The sequence below is a fragment of the Corynebacterium sp. CQ3829_602738 genome (genome assembly GCF_054478435.1).
Genome location: NZ_CM137003.1, coordinates 2187685 through 2213822, shown reverse-complemented (window position 1 = coordinate 2213822; position 26138 = coordinate 2187685). Strand labels below are relative to the sequence as shown.

Sequence of the window (26138 nt, the reverse complement as noted above, 5' to 3'; positions counted from 1 at the left end):
CCCGTCGAGGTCAGTTCCGCAACAGAAGATCGACACGTCGCGCGGACGTGTCGATTCGGTTGATGTGGTTTTCCGCCACGAGGCCCTAATGGCCGGCGCGGGAGTGGCCGAGCATGTCCTCCCACTCCACGATCTTCTTACGCTCGCGCGGGAAGTTCGGGTCGGCGGCGCCGAGGGCGCGCTCGGCCTCGTCCAGCTTGTACCAGCCTTCCCAGGTGGCGTAGTCCACACCGCGCTCGCGGAGCAGATCGAAGATATCGTCCGCGCCGGTGTGCGACGGGGCGGCGAGGCGGCCTGCCGCGGCGTCGGCCACGAGCATGTCGGTGGTTTCCTTGGCGTCGGACTTGGTGTTGCCGATCAGGCCAACGGGTCCGCGCTTGATCCAGCCGGTGACGTAGAGCTTGTCCTCCGGTGCTGCGCCTTCCTCTGCGGTGACCAGGACGTGGCCGCCGTCGTTGGGGATGACGTGGCGCTCGAGGTCGAAGGGCACGCCCTCGACCGGCTCGGAGCGGTAGCCCACGGCGTGGTAGACCTGCTGGACCGGCCAGTCGGTGAACTTGCCGGTGCCGCGGATGCCGCCGTTGCCGTCGAGCTCCTGGCGCTCGGTGCGGATGCCGGTCACGGCGCCGGAGTCGTCGGTAAGCACCTCCACCGGCTCCTCGAAGAAGTGGATGTGGATCTTGTGCGGGGCGTCGTCCGGCTCGCGCATGGCGTACTGCTCCAGCACCTGGCAGTTCAGGTCGATGGACTTGTCGGAGCGGCGGACCTGCTCGGACAGCTCGTCGTAGTCGATGTCCTCGGGGTCCACGAGCACCTGAATGGTGTCGGACTCGTCGAGCTCGCGCAGCTCCTTCGGCGTGAACTTCGCCTGGGCGGGCCCGCGGCGGCCGAACATGTGCACGGTCTCGGCCTTGTTGTTCTTCAGGGACTCGTAGACGTTGTCCGGGATTTCGGTGACCGTGAGCTCGTCGCCGGTCTTGGCCAGGATGCGGGAGATATCGAGTGCCACGTTGCCCACGCCGACGACGGCGACTTCCTTGGCCTCGAGGTTCCAGTTGCGCTCGAAGCGCGGGTTGCCGTCGTAGAAGCCGACGAACTCGCCGGCGCCGATGGACTTGTCGCCGCCCGGGATGAGCAGCTCGCGGTCGCGCACCGCGCCGGTGGAGATGACCACGGCGTCGTAGTAGTCGCGCAGGTCGTCGATGGTGATGTCGCGGCCGACGGTGACGTTGGCGATCAGGCGCAGCTTGTCCTTGTCCAGCACGTTGTGCAGGGACTTCACAATGCCCTTGATTCGCGGGTGGTCGGGGGCCACACCGTATCGGATCAGGCCGAAGGGGGCGGGCATCTGCTCAAAGAGGTCGACGTGGACGTCGTGCTCTTCGTTGCGGATTAGCAGGTCGGAGGCGTAAATGCCGGCTGGGCCGGCTCCAACTACGGCGACGCGCAGGCTCATAAGTTCGTAGTCCTTTCGCAAAAGGGTGTGTTGATGTTGGACACTATAGCGTATAGACCGAGTGGTCTTAAACCTGCAAATATTTTCATTCCCAACCCCCGGAAATCCTTTACATTCACGGCATTAACCGGCACTTTCGATAGTCCGGTTGTTTTAGACCGAGTAGTCCGGCACTATTGGCCAGCAATAGCTCCGGGCTGCCCGGATGTGTACAGAGTTGTCTAGTTAGGGAGAGCAGATGAGCGCACCCACGAAGCCCAGGACACGCGCCAAAAAGCCGGAGGGGCAGTGGCTTATCGACGGCTGCACGCCGCTGAACCACGACGAGGAGATCAAGCAGGAGTCCCCGGTCCTGGACGTCAAGCAGCGCGTGATCGACGTCTACTCCAAGGGCGGCTTCGACTCCATAGACCGCGAGGACCTCTACCCGCGCTTTAAGTGGCTCGGCCTATACACCCAGCGCAAGCAGAACCTGGGCGGGGAGTTCACCGGCGAGGACAACAGCGTGCTCGAAGACAAGTACTTCATGATGCGCATCCGCTTCGACGGCGGCATCTGCTCCACGGAGCAGGCCCGCGCCGTCGGCGAGCTTTCCCGCGACTACGCGCGCTCCACCGTGGATCTGACGGACCGCCAGAACATCCAGTTCCACTGGGTGCGCATCGAGGACGTCCCCGTGATCTGGGAGAAGCTCGAGGCAAACGGACTGAACACCTGGGACGCCTGCGGCGACGTGCCGCGCGTGATCTTAGGCTCCCCGGTCGCCGGCATCGCCAAGGACGAGATCATTGACGCCACCCCGGCGATCCGCGAGATCCAGCAGATCGTCACCGACGACGAGTTCCAGAACCTGCCGCGCAAATTCAAGACCGCGATTTCCGGCAACGCCCGCCAGGACGTCGTCCACGAGATCAACGACCTCGCCTTCATCGGCGTCGAGCACCCCGAGCTCGGCCCCGGCTTCGAGTGCTACGTCGGCGGCGGCCTGTCCACCAACCCGATGCTCGCGCAGTCCCTCGGCGCATTCGTCACCCTCGAGCAGGTTCCGGACGTGTGGGCGAACGTGGTGCGGATCTTCCGCGACTACGGCTACCGCCGCCTACGCAACCGCGCGCGCCTGAAGTTCCTGGTCAAGGAGTGGGGCGTGGCGAAGTTCCGCCAGATCCTCGAAGAGGACTACTTGGGCTACAAGCTTCCGGACGGACCAAAGGCCCCCAACAACCTGGTTGACCGCGACCACATCGGCGTGCACGAGCAGAAGGACGGCAACGTCTACATCGGCGTCAAGCCCACGCTGGGGCACATGTCCGGCGAGCAGCTCATCGCCCTAGCCGACCTCGCTGAACGCTACGGCGTGACCGACCTGCGCTTCACTCCGTTCAAGGAGGTGCTGCTGCTCGGGATCACACCGGAGGACGTCGAGAAGCTGCAGGCTGATTTGGAGGAGATGGGCCTGTACTCCACACCCTCCGAGTTCCGTCGCGGCCTGCTCAGCTGCACCGGCTTGGAGTACTGCAAGCTCGCGCACGTGACCACCAAGTCCCGCGCGATCGAGCTGGCGGATGAGCTGGAGGAGCGCTTCGGCGACCTGGATTCCCCGATCACGATTTCGCTCAACGGCTGCCCGAACGCGTGCGCGCGCCACCAAGTCTCCGACATCGGCTTGAAGGGCCAGATGGTGGCGAACGACGCCGGCGAGAAGGTCGAGGGCTTCCAGGTGCACCTGGGCGGCACCGTCGGCGAGGGCGCGAACTTCGGCCGCAAGCTGCGCGGCCACAAGGTGCTGTCGACCGAGCTGACGGATTACGTCACGCGCGTGGTGCAGCATTACGTGGACAAGCGCGAGGACGGCGAAACATTCCGTCAGTGGGTCGCCCGCGCGGACGAGGACGACCTGCGATGAGCTTTCGCCGGGCCCCGAATCCGAACCGCAATTTCCCCTCGTTTTGCCCCTATTGTGGCGGCGAGGACCTCTGGCCGAACGAGGAGACGGACTTTGCCTGGAAATGCGGGGAATGCCTGCGAATTTTCGAGGTGAAATACCACGGCCAGGACGATCCGGACACCCCGCACGCGCCCGCGCCGTCGACGGAGGAGGCGCTGCAGGCCTCCCTGGCGCGGCACGGGCATACCGCAGTAGTGAAGGAAGAGAAGCGATGACCAACCTGCTCAACCAGCCGGGAGGAAACTTCCGCGACCCCGAGATCAGCCCGGAGGGGCCGAAGGAGACGGCGGCGTTGCCGGAGGACGTCGCGAAGCAAAACGCCCAGTTAGTCGAGGAGTGGGCACCCAAGCTTTACGACGCATCCGCCGCCGACATCTTGAGCTGGGCCCACGAGCACGCCCCCGGCAAGCTCGTGGTGACCCTGTCCATGGAAAACACCGTGCTGGCGGAGCTGGCCGAGCGCCACCTGCCCGACGCCGACTTCCTGTTCCTGGACACCGAGTACCACTTCCCGGAGACGTTGGAGGTGGCCGACGCGGTAGAGGCGCGCTACCCGACGCACGAACTGGTGCGCGCGAAGGCGCAGCTTTCCCGCCCGGAGCAGGACGAGGTGTACGGACCGAACCTGTACCTGCGCAATCCCGGCGCGTGCTGCCGGATGCGCAAGGTGGAGCCGCTGGCGGTGCACATGAGCCCGTACGCCGGCTGGATCACCGGCCTGCGCCGCGCCGACGGCCCCACCCGCGCTGAGGCGCCCGCGCTGAGCCTGGATGGAACCGGCCGGTTGAAGATCTCCCCGCTGGTGACCTGGTCGCTGGAGGACACGGAGGCCTTCGAGGAAGACAACGACCTGATCATCCACCCGCTGACCCGTCAGGGCTACCCCTCCATCGGCTGCGCCACCTGCACCATGCCGGTGGCCGAGGGGGAGGACCCGCGCGCGGGGCGTTGGGCGTTCGCATCCAAGACCGAGTGCGGCCTGCACGAATAAAAGGAGTGTTAGAGAAGATGACGCAAGCAACGACAACTGAGCTGTCGCCGCACCTGAAGGACTTGGAAAACGAGTCCATCCACATCATCCGCGAGGTGGCCGGGCAGTTCGACAAGATCGGCCTGCTGTTTTCCGGCGGCAAGGACTCGTGCGTGGTGCTCGAGCTGGCGCGCCGGGCCTTCGCGCCGGCGGCGATGCCGATTGAGCTGCTGCACGTGGACACCGGGCACAACTTCCCGGAAGTGATCCAGTTCCGGGACGAGCTCGTGGAAAAGCACGGCCTGCGCCTGCGCGTGGCCGAGGTGCAGGACTGGATTGACCGCGGCGACCTGCAGGAACGTCCCGACGGCACCCGCAACCCGCTGCAGACCGTGCCGCTGGTGGAGACCATCGCGGAGGTCGGCTACAACGCCGTGCTGGGCGGCGCGCGCCGCGACGAGGAACGCGCCCGCGCCAAGGAGCGCGTGTTTTCCGTGCGCGACTCCTTCGGCGGCTGGGACCCGCGCCGCCAGCGCCCCGAGCTGTGGGACCTGTACAACGGCGCGACACTGCCGGGCGAGAACGTGCGCGTGTTCCCCATCTCCAACTGGACCGAGGCGGACGTGTGGGAGTACATCGGCGCGCGCGGGATCGCCCTGCCGTCGATTTACTTCGCGCACGACCGCGAGGTGTTCGGCCGCGACGGCATGTGGCTGACCCCGGGCGAGTGGGGTGGCCCGCGCGACGGCGAGCAGCTTGAGACCCGCCGCGTGCGCTACCGCACCGTGGGCGACATGTCCTGCACGGGCGCGGTTGATTCGGACGCGTCCACGATCGACGAGGTGCTCGTCGAGATCGCCAACTCCACCCTGACCGAGCGCGGCGCGACGCGCGCCGACGACCGTCTGAGCGAATCCGCCATGGAAGACCGCAAGAAGGAAGGCTACTTCTGATGACTACGACTACCGCTCCAGCCGCCTCCGCCGCAGCCGCTTTGGCGGACCGCGAAACGCTGCGCCTGTGCACCGCCGGCTCCGTCGACGACGGCAAGTCCACCTTCGTCGGCCGCCTCCTGCACGACACGAAGTCCGTCCTCGCCGACCAGCTCGCCTCCGTTGAGCGCACCAGCGCAGATAGGGGCTTTGAGGGGCTCGATCTTTCTTTGCTTGTCGACGGGCTTCGCGCCGAACGCGAGCAGGGCATCACCATCGACGTGGCCTACCGCTACTTCGCCACCGACAAGCGCACCTTCATCCTCGCCGACACCCCGGGCCACGTGCAGTACACGCGCAACACCGTGACCGGCATGTCCACCTCCCAGGTGGTCGTGCTGCTGGTGGACGCCCGCAACGGCGTGGTGGAGCAGACCATCCGCCACCTTACCGTGGCCAAGCTGCTGGGCGTGCGCACCGTGATCCTGGCGGTGAACAAGATCGACCTGGTCGGCTACTCCGAGGAGACCTTCAACGAGATCAAGGCGGCGTTCGACGCCAAGGCCGCCGAGCTGGGCATCGAGGACCCGCACGTGGTGCCGATCTCCGCGCTCAAGGGCGACAACGTCGCGGAGCGCAGCGACGCGACCCCCTGGTACGACGGCCCGACCGTGCTGGAGCTGCTGGAGACCATCCCGGTCAACCACGGCCGCGCCGACGACCTGGACTTCCGCTTCAACATCCAGTACGTGCTTCGCGAGCACGCCACCGACTACCGCGCCTACGCCGGCCGCGTCAACGCCGGTTCCGTCTCCGTCGGCGACGAGATCCTCGCCCCGCACGGCCGCACCACCACCGTGGCCGGCATCGACACCTCCGACGGCCCGGTGGACACCGCCCACGCCGGCGACTCCGTCGCCCTGCGCTTGGCGGACGAGATCGACCTGACCCGCGGCGACCTTTTGGCCTCGGGCACCCGGCCGGAGGACGTGCGGGAGTTCGCCGCCACCGTCGTGGGGCTCACCGAGAAGGAGCTGCGCGCCGGGCAGGCCGTGAAGCTGCGCATCGGCACCGCGTTCGTGCGCGCCCGCGTGGCCAGCGTGGACCGCGTCCTCGACATCGACGGCGCCGCCGGCGACAACACCTCGCCCGAGGCTGTCGCCCTCAACGAGATCGCGCACGTGACCATCCAGACCGCCGACGAGCTGCCGGTCGAGCCCTACGCCGCCCGCGGCGCGGTGGGCAACTTCCTGCTCGTGGACCAGTCTTCCGGCAACACGCTGGCCGCGGGTCTCGTCGGAAAGCGCCTGCGCTAGGAGCACCCGCCATGACCGCGCTGATCACCCTCTCACACGGCTCGCGCCACCCGCGCGCCAAGGAGGGCATCCGCGCGCTCACGGAAGCGGCGGCCGGCAAGCTCGGCGTGGAGTGGGCGGACGCGCACCTCGAGTTCGACCGCCCCACCCTCGCCGAGGCGGCCGCCGCGCTGGACAGCCCGCGCGCCATCGTCGTGCCGCTGCTGTTCACCCGCGCGTTCCACGCGAAAGTGGACGTGCCGGCCCACCTCGCCGAGGCGCGGGCCCACTGCGACCTCACCCTTGCCGAGCCGCTCGGCACCGGCCCCGACATCGCCGAGGTCCTGCACAAGCGTTTGCTTATCGACGCCCCTTCGGCGCCCCACGCCACCCTCTTCCCCGTCGGCACATCGGACACTGCACAGGCTGCGAACTACGCCAACCTGGCGGATGACCTGGCACGTTTGGCCGGGATCGAGGTGTCGGTGGTGCAGGCGACGAGGGGCGACCGGAGGTTCGTCGATAGGCACACGCACGTGCTGCCGCTGTTTGTCACCCACGGAACACTCCTGGACCGGATCCCGCTGCACCTGTCAGCTTCTGGGCCGTTAACCACAGACCTCGCGGACGTCGTTGCCAACCGATACCGCGCCGCCGAAAAGGACGCCTGAAATGTACAAGATTGAGACGCTGCTGCTCATCGCCGTGGCCGGCCTGGCCGCCCAACTTGTCGACGGCGGCCTCGGCATGGGCTTCGGCGCCACCTCATCCACCATGCTCATCGCGCTGGCCGGGCTCACGCCCGCCGCCGCGTCCGCCGTCGTGCACACCGCCGAGCTGGGCACCACGCTGGCCTCCGGCGTCGCGCACACCCGCTTCGGCAACGTGGACTGGCGCACCGCCATCGCCATCGGCATCCCCGGCGCAATCGGCGCTTTCCTCGGCGCGACCGTGCTGGTACGGCTGTCCACCGAAGCGGCACGGCCGGTGATGTCGCTGATCCTCGCGCTGATCGGGCTGAACCTGATGCTGCGCTTCGCGCGCGGGCTGACGCAGCGCAAGCTGGCTGAAAAGCCGCACTCGCGCGGGTTCCTGGCCGGGCTGGGCCTGTTCGGCGGCTTCGTGGACGCCACCGGCGGCGGGGGCTGGGGGCCCGTGACCACCTCGACGCTGCTGACCGCGGGGCGCTCCGAGCCGCGCCGCATCGTCGGCACCGTCAACACCGCGGAGTTCCTGGTCACCCTGGCAGCCACCCTCGGGTTTGCGGTGGGCATGTGGAACGACCTGATGGCCAACCTCGCCGGAGTGCTCGCGCTGTTGGCAGGCGGAGTCATCGCCGCGCCGATCGGCGCGTGGGTGGTCACCCGCATGAACCCCATCGCCCTCGGCGGGGTGGTGGGCACCCTGATTGTGTTCTTGAACCTGCCGGTGGTGCTGAAGTTCCTCGGCGTGGACTCCGGACTGTGGGCCGTGCGCGTTGCCGTCCTGATCGTGGGCGCGGCGCTATCCGTGCGCGGCGTGCTCAAGGCGCGCGAGAATTCCAAGGCGGCGGGGGAGCGCGAGGGCGCGACAGTGGTCGACCCGGAGCCAGCGCGCCTACGATAAGCAACCATGTCTGACTTGCTTATCGTCGCAGCCATGAAGGAAGAAGCCGCGGACATCATGTCCGGAGGCGACCACGAGGTGCTCATCACCGGCATCGGCACCCTGCCCGCCGCAATCGCGCTGACCAGCCGCCTATCCGAAGGCCCTCTGCCGTCGCGCGTGATCAACGTCGGCACCGCCGGCGCCCTGGTGGACTTGGAGCCCGGCGTCTACGAGGTTTCCGACGCCGTCAAGCACGACTTCAAAGTCGGCGGCACCTCCGAGATCACCGACTTTGTCTACCCGCGCTGGTTCTCCTTCGACCCGCTGACGGAGCTGCCCAAGGCCAAGCTCGCCACCGGCGACGCCTTTGTGAACCGCTCCGACCTGCGCGACGAGCTCGCCCGCGAATGCCAGCTCGTGGACATGGAGGGCTACGCCCTGGCAGCGGTGTGCTCCACCTTCGGCGTGCCGCTGACCCTGCTCAAGCAGGTCTCCGACTCCGCCGATGAGTCCGCCTCCGAGGTGTGGGAGGCAGCCCTGGAACGCGCCCGCGTCGAGCTGGAGCAGGCGTTGCGCGACCACCTGCGGTAATCCAATCACTTCGACGGACTCGCCTATTTTTCGATCGCTGGCGCCGGCTTCCGATGGGCTTTTCCAGACTCGACTCCGTTGAGAATGCGGATCGTCTAGTAGCCCACCCAACGCTGCTAGACGATCAGCCAAGTCGGGTGGTGTTCCCCCAGGTGATGTTGAAAACGATTGCCGGTATTGGCCTAATCGTCTAGCGTTTCGCTGAGGTTGCTAGACGATTCGAACTTTCGACAGCACTGAACCGGAGAATCGGTCCGCGCTGAAGCCAACTCCCACATCAGGCAAAGAAAACGCCCGCCGGGGCAAACCCAGCAGGCGGAGGGAACAGAGCCCTACTTCGCGAACTCCTCCACGAGCGTGGCGTTGAATGCCGGCAGGTCGTCCGGGGTGCGGGAAGAAATGAAGCCGGAGTCGACCACAACTTCCTCGTCGACCCAGTTGGCGCCGGCGTTGGCCAGGTCGGTCTTGACGTTGGCTACGGAGGTGAGCTTGACGCCCTTGAGCAGGTCGGCGTCGGCGAGGATCCAGCCGCCGTGGCAGATCACGCCGATCGGCTTGCCGGCATCCTTGAACGCCTTGACCAGGGCGACGGCGTCGGCGTCGGTGCGGATGGTGTCGGCGTTAATGGTGCCGCCGGGCAGGATAAGGGCGTCGAACTCGTCGGCGGAGGCGTCGGCCGTCTTGGCGTCGACAGCTACCTTCGCGCCCTTCTTGCCTTCGATCTCACCGGTCTCGGTGGAGATGACCTTAGTGATCGCGCCGGCGGACTCCACGGCCTCCTTCGGGGAAGTCAGCTCCGAGTCCTCGAAGCCGTCAGTGGCGATAATCGCGATGTTCTTGCCGTTGAGGTCTGCCATGGTTTTCGTCCTTTCGTCGATGAGTAAGTACGGCGCCCACCGTACCTATTCTTCGTCTTTGATGGCGTGGGTGCGGCCCGGGACGTCGGGCTCTCCCTCGGCCTCGCCCAAGGGAACGCGGGTGGAGCCGAGGCCTTCCTTGACGGGGACCTTGGTGTTGGACTTTTCTCGCTTTGCCATGCGCATCATGTGGTCGCGCACGGCGAGGAAGGACGTCTTCGAATCCATGGTTTGGGTTTGTTGCGTGGCCATGGCTATCTCATCGGCGGTGATTTCACCGGAGCGCAGCGAGACCATCTCGGCCCAGTAGCGCAGCCAGACAGCGGCGACGGCGGCGACCGGCACGGCGAGGAACGCGCCGACGATGCCGAACAGGGTACCGCCCACGGCCACGGCGAGCAGGACCACGGCGGCGTGGAGGCCCATGGCCTGGGACTGCAGGATCGGGGAGAGGACGTTGCCCTCCAGCTGCTGCACGGCGATGATGAGGATGAGCACGAACACGGCGTTCATGAACCCGTTGGACACCAGCGCGATGATCACGGCCAAGGCGCCTGCGGAGATCGCACCGACGATGGGGATGAAGCCGGCGAAGAAGGTCACCACAGCCAGCACGGGCCACAGCGGCACGCCCAGGAAGAGCAGGCCCAAACCGATGAAGACGGCATCCACCAAAGAAACGATGGCCTGGGTGCGGATGAAGCCGGACAGGGTGTTCCAGGAGCGCATGCACACCTCGGTGAGGTGCCAGCCGGCGCGCACGCCGGTGTACTTGCGGACCCAGGGCAGGAAACGGTCGCCGTCTTTGAGGAAGAAGAACAGCAGCACGAGTGTCAACGCGAGCGTCGTGCCTACCGACGTAATCGCGCCGATGCCGGAGAACACCCCGGAGGCGATGTTTGACGCCTGGCCCTTCACAAACGCGGTGGCCTGGTCCACGGCCTGCTGGATGCGTTCCGGCTCGAGGAAGGTGAAGTTCTGTTCCTTCAGCCAGGCGATGATCTGGTTGATGCCCTGTTCCGCCTGGTGGCCGAGCTCGGTGCCCTGCGACTTCACGGTCGGCGCCATCGCGGCGATGATGCCCCCGAGAATGCCGAAGGTGCCGATCAGCGTGATGAACACGGCGAGGGCGGCGGGGATCTTGTGGTTTCGCATCCAGCGCACCGGAGGCCACAGCACGGTGGCAAGGATCAGGGCGAGCAGGATGGGAAGAAGGCCCATCCAGACCCATTTGAGCAGGTAAAGCAGGATCGCGGTGGCGGCGACGATGATGATGAAGCGCAGCGCCCAGGCGGCGGCGGTGCGGCCGTCGGAGGCGATGATGTCGCCGCGGTCCACGGGCTCCTTGGAGAGCTCCTGGGCCGCGTCTGCCGGAGTGGGCAGCATCCGGACATCGTCGACGGCGGTGTCGAGCGCGCCGACGTAGTCGTTGTTTTCATGTGTAGTCACGCGCTCATTGTGCCAGAGATGCTGGTTAATGCATATGTCGTGGGAGCCGGATGGGCGTCGCAAAGCAAAATGCTCTAGACCACATGCGGAGATAAGTGTAGCGTGGGCCACAACCTGACCTCGATGTAAGAAAGGCCTGGAAATGACCATCTACCCGAACCCCGGAACTGAAGGCTCGAACGTCAAGTACCGCGAGCGTTACGACAACTACATCGGCGGCGACTGGGTCGCCCCGGTAGACGGCGAGTACTTCGACAACATCACCCCCGTCACCGGCGAGGTGTTCTGCCAGGTGGCGCGCGGCAAGGAAGCTGACATCAACCTCGCGCTCGACGCCGCGCACAAGGCCACGCCCGCCTGGGGCAAAACCTCCCCGGCGGAGCGCGCGATGGTGCTGCTGAAGATCGCGGACCGTATGGAGGAGCACCTCGAGGAGCTCGCGGTGGCGGAGACCTGGGAAAACGGCAAGGCGGTGCGTGAGACGCTCGCCGCCGATATCCCGCTGGCCGTCGACCACTTCCGCTACTACGCGGGTGCGCTGCGCGCGCAGGAGGGCCGCCTGAGCCAGATCGACGAGGACACCGTCGCCTACCACTTCAACGAGCCGCTCGGCGTGGTCGGCCAGATCATCCCGTGGAACTTCCCGCTGCTCATGGCGGCCTGGAAGCTTGCCCCGGCGCTGGCTGCGGGCAACGCAATCGTGCTCAAGCCGGCGGAGCAGACCCCGGCGTCGATCCTGTACCTGATGGATTTGGTCGGCGACCTGATCCCGGCGGGAGTGCTGAACATTGTCAACGGCATGGGCGACGAGGCGGGTGCTGCGCTGTCCGGCTCCGACCGTATTGCCAAGATCGCCTTCACCGGCTCGACCGAGGTGGGCAAGATCATCAACAAGGCCGCGGCGGACAAGATCATCCCGGTCACGCTCGAGCTCGGCGGCAAGTCCCCGGCGCTGTTCTTCGAGGACATCTTTGAAAAGGACGACGACTTCAAGAAGAAGGCCGTCGAAGGCTTCGCCATGTTCGCGCTGAACCAGGGCGAGGTGTGCACCTGCCCGTCGCGCGCGCTGGTGCACGAGTCCATCGCAGACGAGTTCCTGGAACTCGGCGTGCAGCGCGTCAAGCAGATCAAGACGGGCAACCCGCTGGACACCGACACCATGATGGGCGCGCAGGCCTCCACCGAGCAGATGAACAAGATCCAGTCCTACCTGGAGCTTGGGCCCCAGGAGGGCGCGGAGGTGCTCACCGGCGGCGGCGTGAACACAATCGACGGCCTGGAAAACGGCCTCTACATCGAGCCGACCGTGTTCAAGGGCACCAACGACATGCGCATCTTCCAGGAGGAGATCTTCGGCCCGGTGATGTCCGTGACCACTTTCAAGGACTTCGACGAGGCCATCTCCATCGCCAACGACACCATCTACGGCCTTGGTGCGGGCGTGTGGGCACGCTCCGGCACCACGGCCTACAAGGCCGGCCGCGCCATTCAGGCTGGTCGCGTGTGGGTGAACCAGTACCACACCTACCCGGCCCACGCGGCGTTCGGCGGCTACAAGCAGTCCGGCATCGGCCGCGAGACGCACCTGATGATGCTGGACCACTACCAGCAGACCAAGAACCTCCTGGTCTCTTACTCGGAGCAGGAGACTGGCCTGTTCTAGGCAGTTGCTTGTCGACGGATACGCCTCCGGTTGCCCTCGCAACCGGAGGTTTTTCTTTATGTTGAGCTGCGGAAACAAAGAAAGTTGCGTCGAGTGGGAACAACTTTGGTGCACGTGCCGTTGTTACCTATGAGTGCGACAGACTCAAGAACGTCGCCGCCGGTGTTATAGTGGTGGCCGTCAAGTTGAGTCGGAGCACATCAACTTACTGATAAACCACTTCTCAACAGGAGGAATAACTCTTATGGCACGTGCAGTTGGTATTGACCTTGGCACCACGAACTCGGTCGTCTCCGTCCTCGAGGGCGGCGAGCCGGTTGTCATCGCTAACGCGGAGGGCTCCCGCACCACCCCGTCCGTCGTCGCTTTCGCGAAGAACGGCGAGGTCCTGGTTGGCCAGTCCGCGAAGAACCAGGCTGTGACCAACGTCGACCGAACGATCCGCTCCGTCAAGCGCCACATGGGCGAGGACTGGACCGTGGAGATCGACGACAAGAAGTACACCCCGCAGGAGATCTCTGCCCGCACCCTGCAGAAGCTGAAGCGTGACGCGGAGGCGTACCTCGGCGAGGAAGTCACCGAGGCTGTTATTACCGTCCCGGCGTACTTCGAGGACGCTCAGCGTCAGGCCACCAAGGAGGCCGGCCAGATCGCGGGCCTCGATGTGCTGCGCATTGTCAACGAGCCGACCGCGGCTGCCCTGGCGTACGGCCTGGACAAGAACGAGAAGGAAGAGACCATCCTGGTCTTCGACCTTGGCGGCGGCACCTTCGACGTGTCCCTGCTGGAGATCGGCGACGGTGTCGTCGAGGTGCTGGCTACCGCCGGCGACAACGAGCTCGGCGGCGATGACTGGGACAACCGCATCGTTGAGTGGCTCGTGGACAAGTTCAAGTCTCAGAACGGCGTTGACCTGTCCAAGGACAAGATGGCGATGCAGCGTCTGCGCGAGGCTGCGGAGAAGGCCAAGATTGAGCTGTCGTCCGCACAGCAGGCCTCCATCAACCTGCCGTACATCACCGTGGACTCCGAGAAGAACCCGCTGTTCCTGGATGAGACGCTGACCCGCACCGAGTTCCAGAAGATCACCTCCGACCTGCTGGACCGCACCAAGAGCCCGTTCAACCAGGTGGTCAAGGACGCTGGCATGTCCGTCGGCGACATCGACCACGTGGTCCTGGTCGGCGGCTCCACCCGTATGCCGGCCGTGTCCGAGCTGGTCAAGGAACTGACCGGCAAGGAGCCGAACAAGTCCGTCAACCCGGACGAGGTTGTGGCGCTGGGTGCTGCTCTGCAGGCTGGCGTGCTGCGCGGCGACGTCAAGGACGTGCTGCTTCTCGACGTCACTCCGCTTTCCCTCGGCATCGAGACCAAGGGCGGCGTAATGACCAAGCTCATCGAGCGCAACACCACCATCCCGACGAAGCGTTCGGAGACCTTCACCACGGCTGAGGACAACCAGCCGTCCGTGCAGATCCAGGTCTTCCAGGGCGAGCGCGAGATCGCGTCCGCGAACAAGCTGCTCGGCTCCTTCGAGCTGGCAGGCATCGCACCGGCTCCGCGCGGTGTGCCGCAGATCGAAGTCACCTTCGACATCGACGCCAACGGCATCGTGTCCGTGTCCGCGAAGGACAAGGCCACCGGCAAGGAGAACACGATCAAGATCCAGGACGGCTCCGGTCTGTCCGACGAAGAGATCGATCGCATGATCAAGGACGCCGAGGCTCACGCCGACGAAGACAAGAAGCGCCGCGAGGAGCAGGAGACCCGCAACAACGCGGAGACCATGGCCTACCAGACCCGCAAGTTCATGGATGAAAACGGCGAGAAGCTGCCGGAGGACATCAAGGGCCGCGTGACCGAGGCTGCCGACGCTGTGGACGAGGCGCTCAAGGGCGAGGACCTGGATGCCATCAAGTCCGCCGTGGAGAAGCTCAACACCGAGTCCCAGGCAATGGGCACCGCGCTCTACGAGGCTCAGGCGAACGAGGGCGCAACCCAGGCTGACGCCGCCGCAGGCGACGACAACGTGGTCGACGCTGAGGTTGTCGAGGACGACGACGCAACCGATTCCGACAATAAGTAAGGAGGCGACGTCTGATGACGAATCCGCAGAACGAGCAGATGCCGGACAACCCGGGCGCTCCGGAGGCCACGGACCCTGAGTACGTGTCCCCCGACCAGGCGGAAACGCTCGCCGACGAGGCCGCTGAGTCCGAGGCGCTTGCCACGGACGAGGACCCCCTCTTAGCCGCGGACGCCGAGCTCGAGGACGCCGCGAAGATCGCGGAGAACGAGATCGACCCGGACGCTGACGGCGACGGCGCAGTCAGCGACATTGAACTGCAGCTGGCGGAGCGCACCGAGTCGCTCCAGCGAGTCAGCGCGGAGTACGCGAACTACCGCCGTCGCACCGAGCGCGAGCGCGGCGAGCTGGCCAACACCGCGAAGGCGAAGTTTGCCACCCAGCTGCTGCCGCTTCTGGACGACCTGGATCTGGCCGAGCAGCACGGCGACTTGGAGCAGGGCCCGCTGAAGGCGTTTGCCGACAAGTTCCGCGCGATCGTCGCCGGCCAGGGCATCAAGGAGTTCGGCGCCGAGGGCGACGCGTTCAACCCGGAGATCCACGAGGCAGTGCAAGACCTGTCCCAGGGCGACACCAAGGCCGTGGGCACGGTGCTGCGCAAGGGCTACATGATCGGGGACCGCCTGGTGCGAAACGCCATGGTGATCATTGCGGATCCCGCCGATCCCGCCGAGCCGGCCGGCGAGCCAGAAGCCGACACCGCCGAGTAGCGAAAACGCTCGGATGCCAGGGCCGGGGAATGAGGTAGCGCGGACCCACGCGGCCTCGTCCCCGGCCTTTGTACTTAGATAAATTAGTGAACAAACTTTAGCGAGACAGACTCAATACTCTTTGTAGAGGAAAGGAGGGTGCGAGATGGCTATGCAGCAAGAATGGGCAGATAAGGATTATTACGGCGACTTGGGCGTGAGCTCGTCGGCAAGTGCTGCCGATATTAAGAAGGCATACCGCAAGCTCGCACGCGAAAACCACCCCGACTCGAACCCCGGCAACAAGAAGGCGGAGGAGAAGTTCAAGAGGGTGGCCGAGGCGTACGACGTTGTCGGCGACGAGCAGAAGCGCAAGGAATACGACCAGCTGAAATCCATGATCAGCTCGGGCGGCTTCGGCCGGTTCGGGCGGGGAGGAGGGTCCGGCTTTCCGGGCGGGTTTCGCGGCACGGAAGCGGAATTCGACCTCTCCGACATCTTCGGATCAGCCGCTGGTGGACAAGCTGGAGACAGCGGCCTTGGTGATATCTTCGGTGGCTTCTTTGGCGGCCGCGGCGGTGCTGGCAGGAACGCTCGGCCGTCGCGGGGGGCCGACGTCGAAACGGAAATAACCCTCGACTTCCGCGAGGCAGCCAAGGGCACGACCATCCCGGTCGAGCTCACCGGCGACGCGCCGTGCACCACCTGCCACGGCTCCGGTTCCAAGGACGGCAAAACCCACACATGCCAGATGTGCTCCGGCTCCGGCTACATCCGCGAGAACTCCGGCGCCTTCGGCATGGCACGTCCCTGCACGAACTGTGGCGGCACCGGCGAAATCATCGAGGACCCCTGCACCACCTGCGGCGGCACCGGCACCGTGCGGCGCACCCGCTCCATCACCGTGCGCATCCCCGCCGGCGTGATCGACGGGCAGAAGGTGCGCCTGGCAGGCCAAGGCGAGGCGGGCCCGAACGGCACGCCCGCCGGCGACCTGTTTGTCACCGTGCACGTGCGAGGCGACGAGGTGTTCACCCGCTCCGGCGACGACCTAGAAGTCACCGTCCCGGTCGCGTTCTCCGAGGTCGCCCTCGGCGCAACCATAACGGTGCCCACCCTGGACAACCCGGTGAAGGTCAAGGTCCCGGCTGGCACACCGAACGGGCGCACCCTGCGCGTCAAGGGCCGCGGCATCCCGAAGCGCTCCGGCGCCGGCGACCTGATGGTCACCGTCGAAGTGAAGGTGCCAAAGGATTTGGATCCGTCCGCCACCTCCGCGCTGCGCGCCTACGCCCAGGCTGAGAAGGACTCCGGCTTCGACCCGCGCGCCGGGTGGGCCGGGCTCTAGCCCAGGAAGGAGGTGTAGACGATGGATGAAAAACAGGAGTACTTTGTCATCTCCGTCGCCGCCGAGCTCACCGGCATGCACGCGCAGACCCTGCGCACCTACGACAGGCTCGGCCTGGTCACGCCGATGCGCACCAAGGGCGGCGGCCGCCGCTACTCGCGTCGTGACATCTCCATGCTGCGCCGCATCCAGCACCTCTCCCAGGAGGAGGGCGTCAACCTCGCCGGCATCAAGACGATCATCGAGCTATCCCAGCAGATCGAGGATCTCCAGGACGAGCTGGAAACCCAGCGCGGCCACAACGAGGAGCTGCGCCAGAAGCTGCAGTCCGGTGGGCGCCGGGGCGGCGAGCTCGTGCACGTACCCCGCTCAACAGCGGTAGTCACGTGGGAGCCAGCTGCTTCTCGACGCCGCCGGCGCAGCGCACGGTAGGTGATACTCCTTACGGGCGTTGTGCTTGGAGCTCATCAACGCGTGATTGTCTGGTGTAAAGGCTTAAGGGCAGTGGAGTAACTACATCTGCGTAGAAATCAAGCCTTAGGAAACTGCAAAAAGGGCGAGGACTTCAATAGTTCCTCGCCCTTTTTCGCTTAGCAAGCTCCCCCTACATCCTATCCATTTGCTTGTCGGTATCAGTACGCAAATCCGTTTCATTCACCGATCGGTACCCGTTGGCGAAACCCTTCAGAATTTTGACTACCCACCAAATCACCGCAATTACGATGAAAGCCAGGATCGCATAGACGAGAAATTCCTGCATCGAGAAATTAATTGTCGGTCTCCTATCAGGTACAGCAATTACAACAAATTCACCGCAATGGTAAGGCGGCCAGCTATCTGATGCAGGACTGAGAAATCGTTTGTATCCAATCTGATACGTAGCGATCGGCACAAAGCCCCCAATGTCCCTTGGCGCCAGGGTGGTCGTGAACGGCGAACCGAAGGAGGTTTGTTTCACGACCGATTCACAGTTGCTTCAGTTGGTGCCGTCGGCGTTGACGTCGGCTGCGGCCGTTGATGCCTTGGTGGCCACCAGAATGGTCAAGCCTAAGACGTCGCGCGAGGAGGTCGAGGAGGTCCCCTGTATACTCTCCCCCGAAAGCCCCGGAACGATCCCTGCGAAAGCACATCGCCGGGGTTACTGAATTTCCTTCTTCAGCGGTGGTCACGTGGGAGCCAGCTGCTTCTCGACGTCGCCGGCGCAGCGCGCAGTAGCGGTCGGGGTTTTAAACTCGGCCGCATGACGACTCAGGCTGGCGCTCCGCCGCTGCTCAAAGAGACCGGTCCGTGGCGGTTCCGTTTCCCGGAAGTCATCCTGTTGGTTGCGGCGTTGGCGTGGATGGTGGTTGAGGATGCGAACGCCGAAATCAGCGCCGGTTTTGGGTTTGCATTGTTTTTCGTCGCTCCGATGTTGCTGGGTGTCTTGCTGATGTGCATGGTGCTGGGCATTCCGCTGCAGCGCCAGCCGGTGAACAGGTTTTGGGGAGATGCCGCCTACGTCGTGGTGGGCGTTCTCGTCGCCGTCATTCTGGCCAAGAGCGATAATCCGTACGGCGCGCTGCCGGCCATCATGCCGTACGTCGCCGCAGCCATATTCCTGACCGGGGTCTCCGCGGCGCTGCGGCGCGCAATTGCGCTCCTGGCGTGGAAGAGGAAGTAATGCGGAGGCTCGAATACTCGGCCACATGATGGCAGGTGTCAGCGAACCGCCGCTGCTTAAAGACACGCGACCGTGGGGTTTCGCATCCCCGAGTTTCTGCTGCTCGCGATTCTGTGTGTCGCGTTTCCAGGCGTGGCGGCATTCGGCGGCTACATTGTCGTCCCCCTGCTGGGGATGCTCGCCGCAGCGCTGCTCATCGGGCTTCCCCTGCAGAACCGCCGGGTGAACGACTTCGTCGTTGACGCTGGCTACCTGGGTGTCGCGTACGTTGCCGGTCTCGTGCTGAGGCTGACCGGGTTTCCCTACGAGGATCAGTTTTGGCTCAACGCCACATTTGGAGCGACGTCCATTGTGCTGCAGGTCGTCGGGTGGTCGGCGTTGATCCGGCGGGCGCTGGGGTATCGGCAGTGGAAATCAAGTGCGGAATGACAAAACGCCCGCGCAATGAACACGTGAGCGCGGGCGTTTGTGCTGTAAAAATTCGAAACGCTTCCTAGCCATGGAGGGCTAGGGGCTTTTTGAAGCCTCCACAACACTACATACGCCGATGTGTTTCCGCATTGAGGAGGCTACCGGGCCGGACTTAACCGCCGAACTCGATGGCCGCGGCACCGCCGATGTGGCGGAGGTTGGACTTGGCCAGGTTGAACAGGCGGCCGACGCCGCCCTCGAGGAAGGCGGTGCGGGCGCCGGACTTGGTGAAGCCCTTCATCATGTCCCAGGTGATTCCCGGCGGCAGGGAGAGTGCCTCCGGGTCGGTGACAATGTCCACGAGCACCGGGCCGTCGTAGGCCAGGGCCTCCTTGAGCACCGGCTCGAGGTCGTCCGGGTCCTCGATGCGGAAGGACTTAATGCCCACGCCCTTGGCAATCTCGGCGTAGTTGGCCTGCTCGTGGTCGGTGCCGAAGTACGGCATGCCGGCCACCATCATCTCCAGCTTCACCATGCCCAGCGAGGAGTTGTTGAAGCAGATCACCTTCACCGGCAGCTGGTGCAGCTTGATGGTGAGCAGCTCGCCCATGAGCATGCCCAGCCCGCCGTCGCCGGACCAGGAGATGACCTGGCGGTCCGGGAACGCGGCCTGCACGCCGATCGCCATCGGCAGCGCATTCGCCATGGTGCCGTGAAGGAACGATGCAGCCTCGTCGCGCTTGCCGTTCGGGGTGAGGTAACGCGAGGACCACACGTTGCACATGCCGGTGTCGACGGTGAAGTACGCGTCGTCGTCCGCGAGCTTGTCCAGCACGGATGCGGCGAGCTCCGGGTGGATCGGCTTCTTGGACTCCGCTGCCTTGTGGGTGTAGTGCTTCACCACGTGCTCGAGCAGCTGGTAGTGGCGCTTGAGCATCTTGTCCAGGAACTTGCGGTCGGACTTCTCCTCGATGTGCGGGAGGATGTTTTCGATGACGCTCTTCACGTCGCCGACGACCGGGTAGTCCACCTTGGTGCGGCGGCCGATGTGGGTGCCGTCGATGTCGATCTGGGCGACGTTCTCGTCCGGCAGCCAGTCGGTGTACGGGAAGTCGGTGCCCACCATGATGAACAGGTCGGACTCTTCCATCGCGTCCAGGCAAGCGCCGTAGCCGAGCAGGCCGGACATGCCGACGTCGTACGGGTTGTCGTACTCGAAGTACATCTTGCCGCGGAAGGAGTGGCCGATGGGGGACTTGATCTTCTCCGCCAGGGCGAAGACCTCGTCGCGTGCGTCGCGCGCGCCGTAGCCGCAGAACAGGGTGACCTTGTCGGCCTTGTTAATCGCCTCCACCAGGCGGGCAGCCTCGTGCGGGTCCGGGTAGACGCGCTTGTTGGCGCCGGTGGCGTACACGGAGTCCGCGGTGTGCGGGCCCTCGGCGGTGTCGGCGGCGAAGACGTCGCCAGGCACGATCATCACGGACACACCGTTGCCAGCGAGGGTGTTCTGCAGGGCGTTGTGCAACACACGCATGCCCTGGTCCGCCTCGTGGACAACCTCGCAGTAGGAGGAGCACTCCTGGAAGAGCAGCTCCGGGTGGGTCTCCTGGAAGAAGGAGGAGCCGATTTCCATGGTGGGGATGTGGGACGCGATGGCCAGCACCTTCGCGCCGTTGCGGTGGGACTCAAACAGGCCCTGCACGAAGTGGGTGTTACCCGGGCCGCAAGAGGCGCCGCACACGGCGAGCTCATCGGCGGCGAGGGAATCGGCGCCCGCGGCGAAGGCGGCGGCCTCCTCGTTGCGCACGTGGACCCACTCGATGTCGCTTTGACGCACGGCGTCGGACAGCGGGTTGAGCGAATCGCCCACCAGGCCGTAAATGCGCTTAATGCCTTGATCCTCTAGGCGCTTGACTACTTGTTCTGCAAAGTTGGGCATTGTCTACCTAATTCTCCTTATAGGTGGTTTCATTCAACGTGCGCCATGGTAACGACATTTACGCAGGCGGGTCGGCGCGCTGTTGCAAAGCAGACAAGAACGCGGGGTCTGTGAAGTAGTCGGTGTGGTCGCCTCTCACACCCAGCACACGCTCGCCGCCCCACCCGATGTACGACGGCGACGAGCCGAGCGCCGCCGTCGGCCCGGAGCGCAGCAGCAGGATCGGGTCTTCGGGGGAATCCACCACGTGCACCGTCGCCTCCGGCCCTGCGAGCGTCAGCTTTGAGACGTGCTCGCCAGACACGCCAGCGCTGCCCAGGATCCACAGGTCGTCCGCGAGCAACCCGTGCTGGTGCGCCGCCTTAGTGGCCAAAAGCGTGCCGTAGCTGTGGGACACCACGGTCTTTTGCGCGTCAGGGAAGCGCTCCTCCAGCGCGGCTTGGAACATGGCGAGGTCGTCCGCGCCGGCGTGGGCGCGGTGGGGCGAGGCTGCGTCCGTGAGTAGCGGGGGAGGGGCGTAGCCCTGCCACACCACCACCGCGGCCCCGGTTTTCTCCGAGAGCATCCGGGCCTTTTCCAGCTCGCCCGGCAGCTGCGACGGTTTGCCGGTGGTCGCGCCTGCGACCATGGTGATCACGCGCGCCGGGTCCACCGCGTCGCCGACGAGCACCGTGCTCGCGGTCGGCCCGGCCTCCAGGAGAACGCCGCCGGCGTCCTCCACCGCGCGCAGCGTGGAGGCCGGCACCGTCTGCGCGTGCCGGGCGTGCAGGGATTCGAAGGACTCGTCCGGGTGGTCGAACAGCGGGTCGTAGTCCTGCTCTTTGCCAGATGCGCCCAACAGGGTCCGAGACAGCCTCAGGTCCAGCATCATGGACATGCCGTTGAGCCACAGCACGACACGTGAGTGGGAGTACATGCCGATGAACTCGGCGGCCTCGTCAAACTGCTGCTGCAGTGCGGCGGCGGCGACCAAAGCCACCGAGGCTTGCTCCAGCCGCTCGGCGCTTGCGCCTAGCGACGAGCCGTAGTCCGCAAACCTGGCCGCAGAGACCTCGAACGCGGGGCCACGGAACCCGGAATCCGCAATCACAGCGGCTGAAAACGGCGCGTGTTCCGCGCGCTCCCGCGCACCCTCAGCGGCCAATCTGGTGGCGGCGGCCGCGGCGAACAATTCGGATGCGATCAGTGCTGGTTTGTATGTCATGGCGTTAGCTCCTTGCCGAATCGGGCATCTGCCTGCTCCACTTCGGACGCAAACGCGACGACATCGTGGAGGTGGGTGTCAAGGCGGGACGTGGTGTCGTCGACAAGCAAATGCTCCGTGTCCTGCAACGTTGCGAGCGCGGATGCGGAGCGCGACGGGCTTAAGTGGGCGGTGGGAAGGGTGCCGAAGCTGCGGATGCAGCTGCGGGCGGCACGTGCGGTCTCTGTGGTCAATTGAAGAAATGTCATGCAACGAACCATCCGCGAACGCAACAAGCGACGCAATACCCCTTTTCAAATCTGTGGATAACTCCCCCGAAACGCACCTAGAGTTATCCACATGAAGATCGCGCTATTGCAAATCGCCACCGGCAGCGACAAGATGGAAAATTTGGCCGCCATCGAACCACAGGTCCGCGACGCCGCCGCCCAAGGCGCAACGCTGATCGTCCTGCCCGAGGCCGCCAGCCAGGCGTTCGGGCAGGGGCGGCTGGATACGCAGGCAGAAGAGCTGGACGGTCCGTTCGCCACAGGGCTCAAAAAGCTTAGTGACGAGCTCCGCGTCACCATCGTCGCCGGCATGTTCCGCCCCGCAGACACCAACACCGTGGACGGCAAGGAACTCAACCGCGTCTACAACACCGCGCTGATCACCGGCGGCGGGGTGCATAAGGGATACGACAAGATCCACACTTACGACGCCTTCAACTACAAGGAGTCGGACACAGTGCGCGCAGGTGGTGAGCTGGTCACGTTCGTCCACGACGGCGTGACGGTGGGGGTGGCCACCTGCTTTGACATCCGCTTCCCGGAGCAGTTCCAACAGCTTGCCCAACGCGGCGCAAAGGTGGTTGTGGTACCCACGAGCTGGGCGGACGGGCCGGGCAAGGTGGGGCAGTGGCACATCCTCACCGCCGCGCGTGCGCTGGACGCCGGGGTGTTCATCGCGGCGGCCGACCAGGCGCGCCCGGACTTCGAAGCCAAGGCCGGCGAGCCCTCAGGCCCCACGGGCGCGGGGCATTCGGTGGTGGTGGACCCGTTTGGCACACGCCTCGCGGAGGCCGGCTACGGCCCGGAAACCCTGGTGGTGGAGATCGACCCGACTGACGCAGACGAGGCACGCAAGCAGCTGCCGCTAGAGGCGATTAGGCAGCACAGCGCTATGCGCTAAACCACTCCGGCGCCGCGTCGGGGGCGACGGTCTGCACGTCCCGCGCCCCGGCCACCTCCAGCGCCGCGGCCAGGCTCACCGCGCGCTCCTCATTCGCGCACACGATCACCTCGCGGCCCCACCACATCCCGGCGCCGGAAACCACCTGCTCCAGCGGCGCACCCACCCGCGACTGCGCAATCCACGCCACGTCCAGCCAGTCCTGCGCCGCGGCCAGCGCGTCCAGCGCCGCCGTGTCGTAGAACCCCTCCGGCCCGCTCGCGCCGACCACGAGGTGCACCTCCGGCGGATCGGTCTGCTCCAAATAGTGGAAGACCAGCGCCTTCGCCGCCGCGAACCCACCCTCGGCGGCAACCAGGAGCAATTGCCTATCGACGTCCCCGCGTACCCCGCCCCGCGCCGCCCCCAACGTCAACCAGTCGCCCGGCTGCAACTGCATCTCGTCGGGAACGTGGAACTCCAGCTGCCCGAGCTGGTTGGACGGCAGCGCGGGGACCAGGCCGGTCCACTCGCCGGGGCGATTCGGCGACATCACCGGGATGACCTGTCCGGGGGCGTAGGGCACCGGCGTGCCGGCCTCCAGGCGCACGACCTGCACCCCGCCGCGGCGCTCCACGCTGGTCACCTGCGCGGCGGTGGCGGCAGGCACGCCAGCAACGTCCGCCTGTGAGGCGGCATTGCGCATGAGCTCCGCCGCCTGGATCAGTTCGGGCGCGTCGGCCCCGGCTTCGTCGATAAGCATCTGCACAGCGTTGGGGTACTCCTCGGCCGGAAACCCTGTGCGGCGCAGATCCAGCGCCAACGCCTTGAGCTCGTCGCGCACCTTATCGGCGGGGCGCTCGAGCACCGCGAGGGCGGTGCGGAGCAGGATCGGCGGCATCTCCTCGCCAGGCGGCAGCATCATCTCTGCCTGCGGGTACGCCTCGGAAAAGCGGGTACGCCACGCGCGGCTGACCTGCGGGCCGCGGGTGCGCAATATCTCGGCAAAGTGGGCGGAAGGCATAAAAACAGGTTACCTAGCGGCTGTGGGCTAAAGTTGCACCCGGTTTGAATGTGATAAGTGGATAGAAAAGAGGTGCTGTGGTGGAATTCACCCCGTATACGCTGCTCACGGATATCGGCTGGATTTCGGTCCTGCTCATCGTCGGCAACATCCTGCGCAACCGGTTGAAGGTGCTGCAGGCGCTGCTGCTGCCTGCCCCGATCACCGCGGGCCTGCTCGGCCTGCTGCTAGGCGACGAGATCCTGGGCGTCATCCACTGGTCCGACCAAGTGGGCACGTACACCACGCTCCTGATCGCGGTGGTGTTCGCCTCCATGGCCTACTCGATGGAGCTCGGCGGCTCCGTCGCCTCCGGCGCCCGCAACATGTGGGGCTACTCCACCGCCATGTTCATGGGCCAATGGGGCCTGTTCGTGCTGCTCGGCGTGTACCTGTTTGCGCCGGTGTTCGGCACTGAACCGTGGTTCGGCATGATGCTGCCGGTCGGCTTCGTCGGCGGCTTCGGCACCGCGGCGGCCGTGGGCTCCGCGCTCGAGGAGATCGGCGTGGAGGGCGCGTCCTCCATCGGCTTCACCTCCGCCACCGTGGGCACCCTGGTGGCCATCGTGGGCGGCGTGATCATGGCCAACTGGGGCATCCGCAAGGGCAAGGCCTCCCAGCTCGCCGGCACGCTTCCCGACGACCTGCGCACCGGCTACATCCACAACGAAGATGAGCGCCCCTCCATCGGCAAAGCCACCACCAACCCGTCGTCCATCGAGCCGTTGGCGCTGCACGCCGGCTTCATCGTGTTCACCGTGCTCATCGCCTACATGGTCAACAGCGTGATCAAGGGCCAGTGGCCGAACGTGTCCATCCCGCTGTTCGCCATGGCGTTCGTCATCGGGCTTATCGGCCGCCTGCTGCTCAAGCTCGCCGGCCGCCCGAACTACCTGGACAGCTCCACCATCAACTCCGTCTCCGGCGCCGCCACGGACTACATGATCGCCTTCGGCATCGCCTCCATAGTGCCCGCGGCACTGGCCGGCTACTGGCAGGCGCTCGTGCTCATCTTCGTGCTGGGCACCCTGTTCTGCGTGGTGTGGATGTTCTGGGCCGGCCCGACCTTCTTCGGCGACAAGTGGCTCGAGCGCGGCCTGTTCGGCTGGGGCTGGGCCACCGCCGCAGTGGCCACCGGCATCGCGCTTTTGAAGATGGTGGACCCGAAGCTCAAGTCCGGCACGCTCAACGAGTACGGCGTGGCCTACGTCGGTTTCGCCCCGTTCGAAATCGGCACCACCATCATTGCGCCGATCGCGGTCATCGCGGGCTTTACCGCCGTCTTCGGCTGGATCGCCTTCGCCATCGCGGTCGGGGTTGTCGTGCTTGCTTACGCGATGAAGTGGATACCGGTCGCGAGATCGTCGTAAAGCTTGGTGCTTAGAACGGCCGGCGGCGCAAAGCGGCAGGGATATACTGCTGGCCGGCTAACCAAGACGCTGCCGCAGGATTCATCGAGTTCATTAGGCGGAGACAGACTTTGTGGTACCGCATGAGCTCGGTTGGCTCCAAAAGCGGTTCCAAGTGGCTCGCTCGATTGCGGGCGAATCGCACGGTGCTCGCCCACTTATAGATCACGGCGTGGCTCGCATGTTGGAACGAAGATCCCTGCTTAGGGGCAAATGCCGAACTGAGAGCCTCGTTCCAAATCCTCATCCTGGGGTTCTGGGAGGAAGTTACTTCGGGGCGTGGCAGAAGGAACAACCAGGATCCGAACGGCAGGGCTGCCACAAGATCGTCATGCGTTGGGTTGGGCTTTGTTGGGTTGCCGTCTTCGCCCAGAAGGGCGGGTTCAGCCTTCTTCCACATGGGTGGCCGGTTGGCGGGCGAGATAATCTGCCGGA

At 65.4% G+C, this 26138-nt stretch carries 25 protein-coding genes; 17 read left to right on the top strand and 8 right to left on the bottom strand.

Going from position 1 to position 26138, the window contains the following annotated elements; translation table 11 throughout:
• Nucleotides 1–85: 85 nt before the first annotated feature.
• On the bottom strand, nt 86–1456 hold the full coding sequence (locus ACX1NL_RS10600; RefSeq protein WP_458898133.1) for an FAD-dependent oxidoreductase: 1371 nt from the start codon (nt 1454–1456) through the stop codon (nt 86–88).
• 238 nt (nt 1457–1694) lie between these two features.
• Between ACX1NL_RS10600 and ACX1NL_RS10595 the strand changes: the two genes are divergently transcribed.
• Genes ACX1NL_RS10595 through ACX1NL_RS10560 form a run of 8 tightly spaced genes read left to right on the top strand, consistent with a single transcriptional unit; the run spans nt 1695 to nt 8776 of the window.
• Entirely contained in the window at nt 1695–3359 is a 1665-nt protein-coding gene (locus tag ACX1NL_RS10595) for a nitrite/sulfite reductase (protein WP_458898132.1), read from the top strand.
• On the top strand, nt 3356–3616 hold the full coding sequence (locus ACX1NL_RS10590; RefSeq protein WP_070472049.1) for a hypothetical protein: 261 nt from the start codon (nt 3356–3358) through the stop codon (nt 3614–3616). Before ACX1NL_RS10595 ends, ACX1NL_RS10590 begins: the two co-directional genes overlap by 4 nt.
• Entirely contained in the window at nt 3613–4392 is a 780-nt protein-coding gene (locus tag ACX1NL_RS10585; RefSeq protein ID WP_458898131.1) for a phosphoadenylyl-sulfate reductase, read from the top strand. Before ACX1NL_RS10590 ends, ACX1NL_RS10585 begins: the two co-directional genes overlap by 4 nt.
• Nucleotides 4393–4409: 17 nt before the next feature.
• The gene (gene cysD / locus ACX1NL_RS10580; RefSeq protein ID WP_194560608.1) at nt 4410–5324 is read left to right on the top strand and encodes a sulfate adenylyltransferase subunit CysD; all 915 of its coding nucleotides are present in this window, start codon (nt 4410–4412) and stop codon (nt 5322–5324) included.
• Nucleotides 5324–6619, top strand: coding sequence for a sulfate adenylyltransferase subunit 1 (locus tag ACX1NL_RS10575; RefSeq protein WP_458898130.1), 1296 nt, complete (start codon nt 5324–5326; stop codon nt 6617–6619). Before cysD ends, ACX1NL_RS10575 begins: the two co-directional genes overlap by 1 nt.
• A gap of 11 nt (nt 6620–6630) precedes the next feature.
• A complete protein-coding gene (locus ACX1NL_RS10570) occupies nt 6631–7269 on the top strand; it encodes a sirohydrochlorin chelatase (RefSeq protein ID WP_458898129.1) in 639 nt (212 codons plus the stop codon).
• A gap of 10 nt (nt 7270–7279) precedes the next feature.
• Nucleotides 7280–8203 (top strand): sulfite exporter TauE/SafE family protein, encoded by a 924-nt coding sequence (locus tag ACX1NL_RS10565; RefSeq protein WP_458898931.1) that lies wholly within the window; start codon nt 7280–7282, stop codon nt 8201–8203.
• A gap of 6 nt (nt 8204–8209) precedes the next feature.
• Nucleotides 8210–8776 (top strand): nucleosidase, encoded by a 567-nt coding sequence (locus tag ACX1NL_RS10560; protein WP_458898128.1) that lies wholly within the window; start codon nt 8210–8212, stop codon nt 8774–8776.
• 332 nt (nt 8777–9108) lie between these two features.
• Here the strand turns inward: ACX1NL_RS10560 and ACX1NL_RS10555 are convergent, their stop codons facing one another.
• Together ACX1NL_RS10555 and ACX1NL_RS10550 are read right to left on the bottom strand one after the other, a co-directional pair.
• Nucleotides 9109–9633, bottom strand: a complete 525-nt coding sequence (locus tag ACX1NL_RS10555) for a type 1 glutamine amidotransferase domain-containing protein (RefSeq protein WP_458898127.1) — start codon at nt 9631–9633, stop codon at nt 9109–9111.
• Nucleotides 9634–9678: 45 nt separating this feature from the next.
• On the bottom strand, nt 9679–11082 hold the full coding sequence (locus ACX1NL_RS10550) for an AI-2E family transporter (protein ID WP_458898126.1): 1404 nt from the start codon (nt 11080–11082) through the stop codon (nt 9679–9681).
• 142 nt (nt 11083–11224) lie between these two features.
• Between ACX1NL_RS10550 and exaC the strand changes: the two genes are divergently transcribed.
• The 5 genes from exaC (at nt 11225) to ACX1NL_RS10525 (ending at nt 17300) form a co-directional block, all read left to right on the top strand.
• Nucleotides 11225–12745 carry an acetaldehyde dehydrogenase ExaC gene (gene exaC, locus ACX1NL_RS10545; protein WP_269511462.1) on the top strand — a complete coding sequence of 507 codons (1521 nt, stop codon included), beginning with the start codon at nt 11225–11227 and terminating at the stop codon, nt 12743–12745.
• A gap of 244 nt (nt 12746–12989) precedes the next feature.
• A complete protein-coding gene (gene dnaK, locus ACX1NL_RS10540; RefSeq protein ID WP_181889173.1) occupies nt 12990–14831 on the top strand; it encodes a molecular chaperone DnaK in 1842 nt (613 codons plus the stop codon).
• Between the two features lie 14 nt (nt 14832–14845).
• The gene (gene grpE / locus ACX1NL_RS10535; protein ID WP_269511459.1) at nt 14846–15541 is read left to right on the top strand and encodes a nucleotide exchange factor GrpE; all 696 of its coding nucleotides are present in this window, start codon (nt 14846–14848) and stop codon (nt 15539–15541) included.
• Nucleotides 15542–15686: 145 nt separating this feature from the next.
• Nucleotides 15687–16868, top strand: a complete 1182-nt coding sequence (dnaJ, locus tag ACX1NL_RS10530) for a molecular chaperone DnaJ (protein WP_448237191.1) — start codon at nt 15687–15689, stop codon at nt 16866–16868.
• A gap of 21 nt (nt 16869–16889) precedes the next feature.
• Nucleotides 16890–17300: a heat shock protein transcriptional repressor HspR gene (locus ACX1NL_RS10525; protein WP_070472076.1), complete on the top strand. Its 411-nt coding sequence runs from the start codon at nt 16890–16892 to the stop codon at nt 17298–17300.
• A gap of 172 nt (nt 17301–17472) precedes the next feature.
• On the opposite strand, the gene ACX1NL_RS10520 is transcribed toward ACX1NL_RS10525, so the two are convergent.
• Nucleotides 17473–17826, bottom strand: coding sequence for a hypothetical protein (locus tag ACX1NL_RS10520; RefSeq protein WP_458898125.1), 354 nt, complete (start codon nt 17824–17826; stop codon nt 17473–17475).
• A 282-nt stretch (nt 17827–18108) separates the two neighbouring features.
• On the opposite strand from ACX1NL_RS10520, the gene ACX1NL_RS10515 reads away from it, so the two are divergent.
• Nucleotides 18109–18528 (top strand): hypothetical protein, encoded by a 420-nt coding sequence (locus ACX1NL_RS10515; protein ID WP_458898124.1) that lies wholly within the window; start codon nt 18109–18111, stop codon nt 18526–18528.
• A 72-nt stretch (nt 18529–18600) separates the two neighbouring features.
• Nucleotides 18601–18957, top strand: a complete 357-nt coding sequence (locus ACX1NL_RS10510; RefSeq protein WP_458898123.1) for a hypothetical protein — start codon at nt 18601–18603, stop codon at nt 18955–18957.
• A 154-nt stretch (nt 18958–19111) separates the two neighbouring features.
• Here ACX1NL_RS10510 and ACX1NL_RS10505 read toward each other — a convergent pair whose 3' ends face one another.
• Genes ACX1NL_RS10505 through ACX1NL_RS10495 form a run of 3 tightly spaced genes read right to left on the bottom strand, consistent with a single transcriptional unit; the run spans nt 19112 to nt 22330 of the window.
• Nucleotides 19112–20878, bottom strand: coding sequence for a pyruvate dehydrogenase (locus tag ACX1NL_RS10505; RefSeq protein WP_239307542.1), 1767 nt, complete (start codon nt 20876–20878; stop codon nt 19112–19114).
• A 58-nt stretch (nt 20879–20936) separates the two neighbouring features.
• Complete coding sequence (locus ACX1NL_RS10500; protein WP_448237181.1) at nt 20937–22082, bottom strand: alpha/beta hydrolase; 1146 nt, start codon at nt 22080–22082, stop codon at nt 20937–20939.
• Nucleotides 22079–22330 (bottom strand): hypothetical protein, encoded by a 252-nt coding sequence (locus tag ACX1NL_RS10495; protein ID WP_448237179.1) that lies wholly within the window; start codon nt 22328–22330, stop codon nt 22079–22081. The genes ACX1NL_RS10500 and ACX1NL_RS10495 overlap by 4 nt, the downstream gene beginning before the upstream one ends.
• 91 nt (nt 22331–22421) lie before the next feature.
• Here ACX1NL_RS10495 and ACX1NL_RS10490 point away from each other — a divergent pair, with 91 nt between their 5' ends.
• Nucleotides 22422–23252 carry a carbon-nitrogen hydrolase family protein gene (locus ACX1NL_RS10490; RefSeq protein WP_239307539.1) on the top strand — a complete coding sequence of 277 codons (831 nt, stop codon included), beginning with the start codon at nt 22422–22424 and terminating at the stop codon, nt 23250–23252.
• On the opposite strand, the gene ACX1NL_RS10485 is transcribed toward ACX1NL_RS10490, so the two are convergent.
• Nucleotides 23242–24255, bottom strand: coding sequence for a ferredoxin reductase domain-containing protein (locus ACX1NL_RS10485; protein WP_458898122.1), 1014 nt, complete (start codon nt 24253–24255; stop codon nt 23242–23244). The genes ACX1NL_RS10490 and ACX1NL_RS10485 overlap by 11 nt on opposite strands.
• 80 nt (nt 24256–24335) lie before the next feature.
• Here ACX1NL_RS10485 and ACX1NL_RS10480 point away from each other — a divergent pair, with 80 nt between their 5' ends.
• On the top strand, nt 24336–25664 hold the full coding sequence (locus tag ACX1NL_RS10480; RefSeq protein WP_181889648.1) for a sodium/glutamate symporter family protein: 1329 nt from the start codon (nt 24336–24338) through the stop codon (nt 25662–25664).
• Nucleotides 25665–26138: the final 474 nt, after the last annotated feature.

Coding starts and splice junctions, on each gene's coding strand:
- exaC (WP_269511462.1), top strand. CDS start 11,225: ATGACCATCTACCCGAACCCCGGAACTGAAGGCTCGAACGTCAAGTAC.
- ACX1NL_RS10570 (WP_458898129.1), top strand. CDS start 6,631: ATGACCGCGCTGATCACCCTCTCACACGGCTCGCGCCACCCGCGCGCC.
- ACX1NL_RS10590 (WP_070472049.1), top strand. CDS start 3,356: ATGAGCTTTCGCCGGGCCCCGAATCCGAACCGCAATTTCCCCTCGTTT.
- ACX1NL_RS10485 (WP_458898122.1), bottom strand. CDS start 24,255: ATGCCTTCCGCCCACTTTGCCGAGATATTGCGCACCCGCGGCCCGCAG.
- cysD (WP_194560608.1), top strand. CDS start 4,410: ATGACGCAAGCAACGACAACTGAGCTGTCGCCGCACCTGAAGGACTTG.
- ACX1NL_RS10500 (WP_448237181.1), bottom strand. CDS start 22,082: ATGACATACAAACCAGCACTGATCGCATCCGAATTGTTCGCCGCGGCC.
- ACX1NL_RS10575 (WP_458898130.1), top strand. CDS start 5,324: ATGACTACGACTACCGCTCCAGCCGCCTCCGCCGCAGCCGCTTTGGCG.
- ACX1NL_RS10505 (WP_239307542.1), bottom strand. CDS start 20,878: ATGCCCAACTTTGCAGAACAAGTAGTCAAGCGCCTAGAGGATCAAGGC.
- ACX1NL_RS10490 (WP_239307539.1), top strand. CDS start 22,422: ATGAAGATCGCGCTATTGCAAATCGCCACCGGCAGCGACAAGATGGAA.
- ACX1NL_RS10560 (WP_458898128.1), top strand. CDS start 8,210: ATGTCTGACTTGCTTATCGTCGCAGCCATGAAGGAAGAAGCCGCGGAC.
- ACX1NL_RS10525 (WP_070472076.1), top strand. CDS start 16,890: ATGGATGAAAAACAGGAGTACTTTGTCATCTCCGTCGCCGCCGAGCTC.
- ACX1NL_RS10585 (WP_458898131.1), top strand. CDS start 3,613: ATGACCAACCTGCTCAACCAGCCGGGAGGAAACTTCCGCGACCCCGAG.
- ACX1NL_RS10595 (WP_458898132.1), top strand. CDS start 1,695: ATGAGCGCACCCACGAAGCCCAGGACACGCGCCAAAAAGCCGGAGGGG.
- dnaK (WP_181889173.1), top strand. CDS start 12,990: ATGGCACGTGCAGTTGGTATTGACCTTGGCACCACGAACTCGGTCGTC.
- ACX1NL_RS10555 (WP_458898127.1), bottom strand. CDS start 9,633: ATGGCAGACCTCAACGGCAAGAACATCGCGATTATCGCCACTGACGGC.
- grpE (WP_269511459.1), top strand. CDS start 14,846: ATGACGAATCCGCAGAACGAGCAGATGCCGGACAACCCGGGCGCTCCG.
- ACX1NL_RS10600 (WP_458898133.1), bottom strand. CDS start 1,456: ATGAGCCTGCGCGTCGCCGTAGTTGGAGCCGGCCCAGCCGGCATTTAC.
- dnaJ (WP_448237191.1), top strand. CDS start 15,687: ATGGCTATGCAGCAAGAATGGGCAGATAAGGATTATTACGGCGACTTG.
- ACX1NL_RS10495 (WP_448237179.1), bottom strand. CDS start 22,330: ATGACATTTCTTCAATTGACCACAGAGACCGCACGTGCCGCCCGCAGC.
- ACX1NL_RS10515 (WP_458898124.1), top strand. CDS start 18,109: ATGACGACTCAGGCTGGCGCTCCGCCGCTGCTCAAAGAGACCGGTCCG.